The organism is Ignatzschineria ureiclastica (genome assembly GCF_003121845.1).
Classification (GTDB): Bacteria; Pseudomonadota; Gammaproteobacteria; order Cardiobacteriales; family Wohlfahrtiimonadaceae; genus Ignatzschineria; species Ignatzschineria ureiclastica.
In genome coordinates this window covers 1-878 of sequence record NZ_QEWQ01000024.1, presented here as the reverse complement: position 1 = coordinate 878, position 878 = coordinate 1, and the positions used below count along the sequence as shown (strand labels likewise).

General features: G+C 41.8%; 1 pseudogene. It reads left to right on the top strand.

The window, feature by feature from the left end:
• Positions 1-878, top strand: a pseudogene (locus tag DC083_RS10065) (hypothetical protein); the annotation flags it as partial.

Genomic DNA, 878 nt, shown 5'->3' with positions numbered 1-878 from the left:
ATTCAGTTCAAACTATTGCAAATAAAGGTTTAACGTTTGCCGGAGACAGTGGTACGCCTCAAAATTTCAAATTAGGCCAAACGGTATCGATTGTTGGTGGTGAGACAGATACAACAAAATTAGTAGATGGTAAGAACATCGGGGTTGTTGTAGATGACGAAGGCAAGCTCAACGTCAAACTAGCGAAAGATCTTAATCTTGGTGCGGATGGATCAGTAACAACCGGTGATACCGTTGTGAATAATGATGGTGTTAAAGTCGGCGATAATGTCACATTAGGTAATACAGGCTTGACCATTGTGAATGGTCCAAGTGTTACCACTAGTGGTATTAATGCTGGTGATAAAGTGATCTCTAATGTTGCTGATGGCGTTGCTGATAGTGATGCTGTGAACAAAGGTCAGTTGGATTCAGTTCAAACTATTGCAAATAAAGGTTTAACGTTTGCCGGAGACAGTGGTACGCCTCAAAATTTCAAATTAGGCCAAACGGTATCGATTGTTGGTGGTGAGACAGATACAACAAAATTAGTAGATGGTAAGAACATCGGGGTTGTTGTAGATGACGAAGGCAAGCTCAACGTCAAACTAGCGAAAGATCTTAATCTTGGTGCGGATGGATCAGTAACAACCGGTGATACCGTTGTGAATAATGATGGTGTTAAAGTCGGCGATAATGTCACATTAGGTAATACAGGCTTGACCATTGTGAATGGTCCAAGTGTTACCACTAGTGGTATTAATGCTGGTGATAAAGTGATCTCTAATGTTGCTGATGGCGTTGCTGATAGTGATGCTGTGAACAAAGGTCAGTTGGATTCAGTTCAAACTATTGCAAGTACAGGTGTGACGTTTTCCGAAGTCCGTGGTACGCCACCA